Below are 9,141 nucleotides of genomic sequence, written 5' to 3' on the forward strand. Positions count from 1 at the left end.
ATTGATTGTTATGAAGGGTTTGGTTTTTTCAATTATCAGTTTCCTGATGCTTTTGAATGGAGCATGTCAAGGTGAGAAAACGGTGGTTCAGGAAAAGGATGAATATCCGCATATTTTTCCTGATTATGTGGGTGTAACGATTCCACTAGGTATTGCACCTCTTAACTTTCGAATCGAACTGGATTCTGTTTTTCGTTCGGAATTGAATATACAAAATAGTAGCGGGCAAAATATAGTTGTTAAGTCAGGTAAAAATATTTCTATCCCGATAGATGAATGGAAGCATCTTCTGAAAACTTCGAAAGGGGATAGTCTTATGTTTCATCTGGATATTAATCGCAAGGGAACGTGGTTTCGTTTTTCCCCTTTTCCTGTTTATGTAAGCCGAGATTCCATAGATTATGGTCTTTCCTATCGTCTGATTGCGCCGGGCTACGAGATTTATAGCAAGATGGGGATTTATCAAAGGTCACTGAATGATTTTGAACAGAATGCGATAGTTGAGAATACTCTTTTTCAGGGTAGTTGTATGAATTGCCATTGTTATAAACAAACGAGTGCTGATAATATGAGTTTGCATATTCGCGGACCGCAGGGAGGAACTGTTCTGTTGAAAGAAGGTAATTTAAACGTGTTGGATACAAAAACGAAAGAAACGCTGTCTAACTGTGTGTATCCTTACTGGCACCCCTCGGGTAATTATATTGCTTATTCGGTTAATAAAACACAACAAACATTTCATGCTGCACATGAAAAAAGGATTGAAGTGTTTGATCATGCTTCCGATATTGTAGTGTATGATATTAAAAATAATGCACTTTTCTCCTGTGATCAATTGCAAAGTGATAATCACATGGAAACATTTCCCGCTTTCTCGCCCGATGGAAAATCATTATTCTTTTGTTCTGCGCAGGTTGACTCTCTTCCCCTTCAAATAGAGAATATTAAATATAGTTTGTTGAGAATAGCTTTCAATCCGGAAACCGGAAAGTTTGGACCTTCGGTGGATACATTATTCAATGCAGCCGGACTGGATAAGACGGTTTCATTTCCACGGCCCTCGTATGATGGTCGATTTATTATGTTTACCAGCTTCGATTATGGAAATTTTTCTATTTGGCATCAGGAGGCTGATTTATGGTTATATGACACTGAGACAGGAGTCAATAGACCGCTTGATGAACTTAATAGCGACCAGACGGAGAGTTATCATTCATGGTCTTCCAATTCACGATGGATTGTGTTTAGCAGTCGTAGGCAAAACGGACTTTATACGATGCCTTTTATCGCGCACATCGATGAGCAGGGCAATCCAGGAAAACCGTTTTTACTTCCACAAGAGGATCCTGATTATTATGATATGACTTTTTATTCATTTAATGTTCCGGAGTTTATTAATGGACCTGTTGATATGGATTTGGATGAACTGGAGAAAACGGTTAATAGTGAGCATATTCAGGTTGTATTCGGAAGAAGTAATGATTGATATGAAGATAGGGTATTAAATTAGTTTGGCTACAAGTTTTTTAATAAATCAGATTTAGTTTGATCATGAGAATTTATAGATTGAACTGGAGTTATACGTTTTAGGTGATTGTTCTATGGGGATGAAAAAAAAATACCAACTTTTTTATTCAAAAAAGTATCAGGGTGTCTTTGACGGATTAAAGGATTGCTTGCTTGAGGTTAAGTCATACGCAAAGGGGATTGGAGGTCTGGTGTTTAAGTTGACTGTGTTTGTCGATATTGAAAATGAAGAGGTGTTTAGACAAAGCGTTGTTGAATTTTCACGGACAATCTCAGATTGTTTTCAAGATGAGGTTCCTTCCTTTAATATTGTTTCTCAAAAGCCTTTTGCTTCCTGCCCTTTAATTATTGAGGCAGGTTTTGTAATTAGAGATGGATTGTTAATTCGTTACAAAATGATTCATGGTTTCCCATACGTCTTAATTGAAGATGAAACCGTTAAAGAGTTGTGGGTTAGCGGAAATGGTGGGAATTGTTGCTCTACAAATATTGAACAGGACTCCATCCGTGCCTTCGAGCAGGTGGTAGAAATACTACACACAGAAGGCATGACTATAGATGATATCATCAGGCAATGGAATTATGTGGGAGAGATTCTTAAAGTTAATGGTTCTGATGGCCGGAACTTGCAGAATTATCAGGTATTTAATGAAGTTCGGGGCCGTTTTTATCGCCAGCATCGCACCAGAAAAGATTTTCCGTCGGCTACGGGGATTGGTGTTAAAACTCCTGGTGTTACCATAGACTTCTTTGCAGTGCAACTGTTGGGTGACTCTGTTGCTACAAGCGCTGTAATCAATCGGAAGCAGCAGAATCCTTATGTTTATGGTCAGGAAGTATTGATTGGTTCAGCTCCTGTGAAGAAAGCTGCCAAGCAACCGCCTCAGTTTGAAAGAGCCAGATTACTGAGGATGCCGGGTAGTGCAACATTATTTTTGTCCGGCACTGCCTCAATCATTGGTCAGGAAACTGTGGGGATTGGCGACGTTGAAGAGCAAACACGCGTTACCATTGCCAATCTTGAAGAGCTGAGTCGATCCGTTGAAGAATCCCAGAAAACTGATGCCTGGAGATATAGTTTACTGAGGGTGTATGTGAAAAACGAAGAAGACTTTTCGCTTGTTGAATCTATTTGTAAAGCTCATTTCCCAGATATTCCGATAAGCTTTGTGCAAGCAGATGTTTGCAGGGACAATCTGCTGGTGGAAATTGAAGGGGAAATGGGTGTAAATAATTGATTTCCCTATAGAGTAGAATTCTTCATGTTGCCCTCCCGGAAGCGTCTGTTTCTTTGTAGCTCACACATCTCTGTTCTATTGTTCTTGAGGAGGTTTTTCATAATGTAAGAGAAATCTCCTAATAATTATTTCATTATATTCCCAGTTACTTTCTTCCATTTTTTTTGTTTGTATTCCAGCGGATCACAAATTAGGTACTACACTAATCATTGAAAATTTCCTTTTCATCATCACATTTCAAACTGTTGCCAAAACAAAAGATTAAAAAGTGTAAAAAAAATTAAACTTTTCACTATGTTTGTCGTCGTATAATTGTCTGGATTACACTAATTGATGAGCTGAGTTCCTTTAAATGTGGGTAATCAGCTGATTTTAGCGTGGTTTGTTAGGCATCAATTGGGTGTTCTTGTTAAGTGTTTGTTGTGCACCTTGTTTTCAGTTTCTAAAAATGTGAGAAAAGTTAAGTGGGGCGAACCCTTGTTTTTATTGATTTTTTGATAAAATAGTATTTCATAAAAGTGAATTTGTTGATTCCTTGAGAATGGGTAATTCTTTGGTAAGTATTTCTTTGGTCTGTTAATAATAAGGGCATTACCTGGTTTTTTGATGGTTTTGCATCAGGCAAAGGAAGGTTGAAAGAAAACAGAATAAGTTTGAAAATTTGTGAAATAATAACAGAAAGTGATAAAAAAGTATTAGAAATGTGAAAAGTGTTGTAATACATTTGTAATGTGAAAAAGTGTAAAAATGCTTTCTGACCAAAAATAGATTTACAGTTAATTTTTAATTTGTTTCTTATGAGAAAAAATCTGCGGTTTTTTTTAGCTATGTTTTTTCTTGCCTTTCAGGTGATAGCCTTTGGGCAGGGAAGAACAGTAACAGGAAACGTTACTGACGAAACCGGGGCACCGCTTCCCGGTGTGTCCGTTGTTATTGAAGGTACCACATCGGGTACCATTACGGATATGGACGGTAACTATAATGTTAACCTTGAGGAAGGACAAAACGTTCTTCAGTTTTCGTTTATTGGATTTGAAAACCAAACAATTGATGTAAGTGACCGCTCGGTGGTTGATTTGCAAATGGAACCCGAGACTCGCTCTATCGATGAAGTGGTGGTGGTGGGTTATGGTAGCATGAAGAAGAGTGATGTTTCCACAGCCAGTGTCTCCGTGTCTGGAGAGGATTTGCAGCAATCGGTTTCTGCCAACCTTGATCAGGCATTGCAGGGACGGGCAGCAGGTGTTACTTCTATTTCCACATCAGGACAACCAGGAGCTTCTGTTTCAGTTCGTATTCGTGGACAGAGTACTTTAAGTGCTGGCTCTGCCGAACCACTTTATGTGATTGATGGCGTGCAAGTACAAAATGTAAGTCAGGGTGGACATGGTGTTGGCCTGGGAGACCGTCTTGGAAATGCACCTGTGAGTACTTTCGGAGGTGGATTGTCAAACATCAACCCTGCCGATATAGAATCTATGGAGATACTGAAGGATGCTTCTGCTACGGCCATTTATGGTTCACGTGGTGCCAATGGAGTCGTTCTGATCACTACTAAAAGGGGGAAAACCGGCGATGCCAGTTTCAATTATAATTTCCAATACGGTATTCAGGAACAGGCAAAAAAGATAGACGTGATGGATCTCCGTCAATTTGCATCCTACAGCAACAATATTGCAGCCGAAACAGAAGGTCGAGAATCCCGCGAAGAACTTCTGGATCCGAGTCTTTTAGGAGCGGGAACCGATTGGCAGGATGCCGTTTTCCGTACCGCCCCAATGCAAAGCCATCAGATAAGTGCTTCCGGAGGAACAGAGAAAAGCAAATATTTTATTTCCGGAAGTTATTTCGATCAGGAAGGTACAGTTATTGGTAGCGGTTATGAGCGTTTTACCGGTCGTGTGAACCTAGATGCTGAATTGAAAGATTGGTGGACAATAGGTACAAACATTACTTTTGCGCAGAGCGAAGATCAACTGGGGCTGAACAACAGTGATGAAGGTATTATTAATGTAGCACTTAAGACTTCACCAGACGTTCCCGTTTATAATGTGGACGGAAGCTGGTCTGGTGATGAACGTGAAGGCTCTCCGGGCAAAATCAATCCCATTGCAAAAGCACTGGATGAAGAAATTCGCCTGGAAAGAACGAATATGACCGCCAATGTTTACAGTGATATCACTTTTATTGACGGGTTAACCCTGAGGTCTGAAGCCTCAATGGATGTTGGTAATACCAATGCATATACCTTCACCCCAACTTATAAGTATGGCAATGTGGCCAATACGCAAAATAGTTCGCGCTGGCAATACAACAAAAACAGATGGTGGGAATTGAAGAATTATCTGACCTACACCCGGTCTTTTGGAAATCACAATGCCAGTCTGATGGCTGGTCAGGAAGTTTCCGAATCTACCTGGGAAAACCTTAGTGGTTCTAGTAGTGCATTGCCGAGTAATCTTATTCATTCTCCCAGTCTGGGTGATAATAATACGATGATTGTTGGTTCGGGATTTGGAAGTGGATCTATGGCTTCTTTCTTCTCAAGAGCAACTTACAATTACCGGAGTAAGTATTATATGACTTACACATTCCGTTATGACGGGTCTTCAAACTTTGGCCCTGAAAACAGATGGGCCCCTTTTCATGCCCTCTCTGGTATGTGGCGGGTTTCTGATGAGCCTTTTTGGGATGGCATAAGTCATATTGTAAACAGTTTTAAAATCCGTACAGGTTGGGGGCAGACAGGTAATGCCAGCATTGGTGGATACCAATGGGGAGCCTCTATAACCAAAATGCCGACAGGATTGGGAGACGGATATCGCCAGAGTAATATTGCCAACCCATACATTCAATGGGAGAAGCAGGAACAGTATAACTTAGGTGTTGATCTTGGGTTCTTTGATAATCGTATTGATGTGATTGTTGACCTTTATCAGAAAAAATCATCCGATATGTTGATGGCCATGCAGTTGCCTTCTTATATGGGAACTCGTGGAAATGAATCTTCCAGGTTGAATCCTCCTTCAGGAAACTTTGGCGAAATCGAAAACAAAGGAGTGGAGATTACCCTGAATGTAAGACCTGTCGTGACCCCTATGGTTCGTTGGGAAAGCGGAGTTACTTTTACTATGAACGATAATACGCTGTTGGGACTTACGGGAACTCCGTCAGCCAGCATTGAAGGTTACGGCCAATGGAGCGATGTGGTATCTATGACCAAACTGGGACAATCTCTTTATGGCTTCTATGGCTATAAAGTGGACCGGGTATTCACAAGTAAAGAGGATATCGTAAACAGTCCCCGCCAGGAAGCATATCCTGCAACAGACTCAGGAACCGGAGAATTGAACTGGAACAGAGCTACTACCACCTGGGTGGGTGACCTGAAATTCCAGGACATTTCAGGACCCAACGGTAAGCCTGATGGTGTGATTGACGAAAACGACCGTACCTTTCTGGGTTCTCCATGGCCAACCTTTTCTTTTGGATGGAACAATACTTTACGGGTCAGGAATATGGAGTTAACTGTTTTTATGACTGGAAACTATGGTAATAAAGTTCTGAATTACATCGGACGCAGCCTTTCTGGTATGGACAACCTGTGGGACAATCAGTTGGCTGAGGTTACTGATCGTACTATACTTGGGCCTATAAATGAGGTTGAAGGATGGTATAACGATATTGATAACGTGCAAATCGTTCAAATGGGTAAAGACAATATGCCAAGAGCTATTGCCGGTGACCCTAATGACAATATGCGTATCTCCGATCGCTATATTGAAGATGGATCTTACCTGAGGTTTAAGAATATCTCTCTGGCTTACAATGTACCCAAGCGTGTTACTTCCCGTTGGGGAATTGACAACTTGAAACTTTCTGCCGGAGTTCAAAACCTTTACACAATCACCAAATATTCGGGTTTTGATCCTGAAATTGGTGCCAGTCAGACCAGTCAAAATGTTTACGGTTTGGATAACGGACGTTATCCTGCCCCGCGCATTTATACTGTTGGCTTGAATGTTTCATTTTAATTAATGATGAACGTGATTATGAAACACAACCTTCGACAGAAGGGACGTTACATGTTACATAATTTAGAAAATTGTAATCACATGAAAAGACTAATGAAATATAAAGTGTTATGGATCCTGGCAGTTTTATTGATTACTGCCACCTCCTGTGAAGATTTTCTTGACAGGCCGACGGAGGATTCATTTACGATTGATAATTTTTATCAAACGGATGAGCAATGTTTCCAGGCGGCAAACATTCTCTACAACTCCCCCTGGTATGATTTCCAGCGTGGATTCCTGTGGATTGGAGACCAGCTTGCCGGAAATGTTTATACCGGAACTGAAACGATATATCAGAATTTCAACCTAAACTCAACCGATGCTGACTTGGTGAATGCATCCAATTCTCTTTGGTTGGTTAATGGCCACTGTAATGCTGTTATCGAAAATGTGAACAGCAAGGCAGGGCCCGAGGTTAGTGAAGAAGTTAGAAATACAGTGATTGGTGAAGCCATGACAATGAAAGCGCTGGCCTACTTTTACCTTGCTCGTATATGGGGTGCTGTGCCAATTATCCACAGCAATACAGAAATCATTGGAGCCGGAACAGCCAATCAGCTTCGGAAAAACCGGCTGGAAGATGTTTATGAATACATACAACGCACTTTGGTAAGAGCAATTGAGCTTCTTCCTGAAGAGAATAAAGAGGGACGCATTCATAAATATTCAGCAATGGGATTGTTGTCTAAAGTTTATTTGACTCGCTCCGGATTAGGACAAAACGGTTCTCGTGACCAGCAATATCTTGACCTTGCAAAGCAATATGCCAAGCAGGTGATTGATAATTATCCCGGTCAGTTGGAGCCTGTTTACAGCAACTTATTCCGAATTAGTACAGGAAACTACAACCCTGAGAACCTTATCTCATGGAGATGGACCATTTCCAGTACCTGGACTTCACAGAATTCTATCCAGTCGGATGTTGCACTGAGCAATTTTACCGGAATTGCCGGTGATACCTGGGGTTCCTGGAGGGGAATCACCATCGACCTTCAAAATCTTTTTGGTGAAAATGCTCTTAGTCAGAATCGTCAGAATGATGATACCCGACGTAAGGCCACTATGATGATGTGGGGAGACCACTACGAATATTTCTGGCGCCATGAGGGTGGTTTTACTGCTACTATGGACAATGATAACAATATTGCCGGCGCTACATTTGGTGTTCCAACCGGCGCTAACATTGTGAAGCATATCGTTGGTCATTACGAGGGAGATCATGCTGCTGAAAACGGGAACCTCGGACAGCGCATGGCGACTGACCTTGCAACCCACATTTTGAGGTTGTCAGATGTTTACCTGATTTATGCTGAAGCGATTCTTGGCAATAGCGAGACCACAACCGATGCAGAAGCGCTGAAGTATTTCAATGCTGTTCGTCAGCGTGCTATCCCCGGGGCTTCGCCTGTAACGCAACTGGATTTCAAAATGATTTTCGACGAGCGCAGAAAAGAGTTTGCTCTGGAGGGAGACAACTGGTACGATTATGTAAGACTATCGTATTACAACCCTAATAAGGCCATTGAGTGGATTAACTCGCAGGAGCGGGGTAGCTATGGTGGCGGTTTGTATGAGTATTACAAGGGAGAAACCCCTGAATCGGATATAACGGTTAACTCTTTTAAAGTGAATATTTTCGCAATGGACTTTACACTTCCTTTCCCTGAAATTGATAAGTCCATGAACCCCTGGTTGAGTGAGGGTGCGGTTCCATTCGACTTCGAGACTATTCCGTACTAAATCTTAGTCAAATTTTAAGAATGAAGAATATGAAAAAACATATAGAAAAAGGCATGCCACTTACACTGGTGTTGCTTTTGTTAGCTGGATTGTTTGCGGGAACGATGTTTTCTTCCTGCGATGATGACTCGGATGATGTTTCGGGAGATTCTCCCAAAATTGAATATGTTCGGGTAACCGATCCGATGGCTTCAGACTCTCTGGTTGTCCGTGCGTTTTTGGGCAGCACCATTGCTATGGTTGGAGAAGGTCTGGGCGATGTGGTAGAAATTTGGTTTAACGACCAGTCTGCCAAACTGAACAAGAATTATATTACCAACGAAACCATCATTGTTACCATTCCAAATGCAATTCCGGAAGAGGTAAGCAATAAAATTCGTTTGGTCACAGCAGGTGGAACAGAATACACATACGATTTTGAAGTGCAGGTGCCAAAACCACTGCTCGCCTCAATGAAATGTGAATATGTTCCTGCCGGCAATGTTGCAATTATCAGAGGGAACTATTTCCTGGGCGATGAAAACAAACCTTTGGAGGTAACCTTCCCCGGAAATATTCCT

5 protein-coding genes are annotated in these 9,141 nt (G+C 41.4%); all 5 read left to right on the forward strand.

Translation table 11 applies throughout. From position 1 onward, the window contains the following. Positions 1–10: 10 nt before the first annotated feature. A complete protein-coding gene (locus QZZ43_RS10420; protein WP_291858721.1) occupies positions 11–1,486 on the forward strand; it encodes a hypothetical protein in 1,476 nt (491 codons plus the stop codon). Positions 1,487–1,601: 115 nt separating this feature from the next. Beyond that, the gene (locus QZZ43_RS10425; RefSeq protein WP_291858723.1) at positions 1,602–2,765 is read left to right on the forward strand and encodes a dioxygenase; all 1,164 of its coding nucleotides are present in this window, start codon (positions 1,602–1,604) and stop codon (positions 2,763–2,765) included. 797 nt (positions 2,766–3,562) lie between these two features. Further along, positions 3,563–6,799 carry a TonB-dependent receptor gene (locus QZZ43_RS10430; RefSeq protein ID WP_291858726.1) on the forward strand — a complete coding sequence of 1,079 codons (3,237 nt, stop codon included), beginning with the start codon at positions 3,563–3,565 and terminating at the stop codon, positions 6,797–6,799. Positions 6,800–6,880: 81 nt separating this feature from the next. Beyond that, a complete protein-coding gene (locus QZZ43_RS10435; RefSeq protein WP_291858729.1) occupies positions 6,881–8,581 on the forward strand; it encodes a RagB/SusD family nutrient uptake outer membrane protein in 1,701 nt (566 codons plus the stop codon). Between the two features lie 29 nt (positions 8,582–8,610). Continuing rightward, the coding region (locus tag QZZ43_RS10440) for an IPT/TIG domain-containing protein (RefSeq protein WP_367221483.1) at positions 8,611–9,141 on the forward strand (531 nt) is incomplete at its 3' end.

This window comes from Marinilabilia sp., from assembly GCF_016278715.1.
Classification (GTDB): domain Bacteria; phylum Bacteroidota; class Bacteroidia; order Bacteroidales; family Marinilabiliaceae; genus Marinilabilia.

Coding starts and splice junctions, on each gene's coding strand:
- QZZ43_RS10420 (WP_291858721.1), top strand. CDS start 11: ATGAAGGGTTTGGTTTTTTCAATTATCAGTTTCCTGATGCTTTTGAAT.
- QZZ43_RS10425 (WP_291858723.1), top strand. CDS start 1,602: ATGGGGATGAAAAAAAAATACCAACTTTTTTATTCAAAAAAGTATCAG.
- QZZ43_RS10430 (WP_291858726.1), top strand. CDS start 3,563: ATGAGAAAAAATCTGCGGTTTTTTTTAGCTATGTTTTTTCTTGCCTTT.
- QZZ43_RS10435 (WP_291858729.1), top strand. CDS start 6,881: ATGAAAAGACTAATGAAATATAAAGTGTTATGGATCCTGGCAGTTTTA.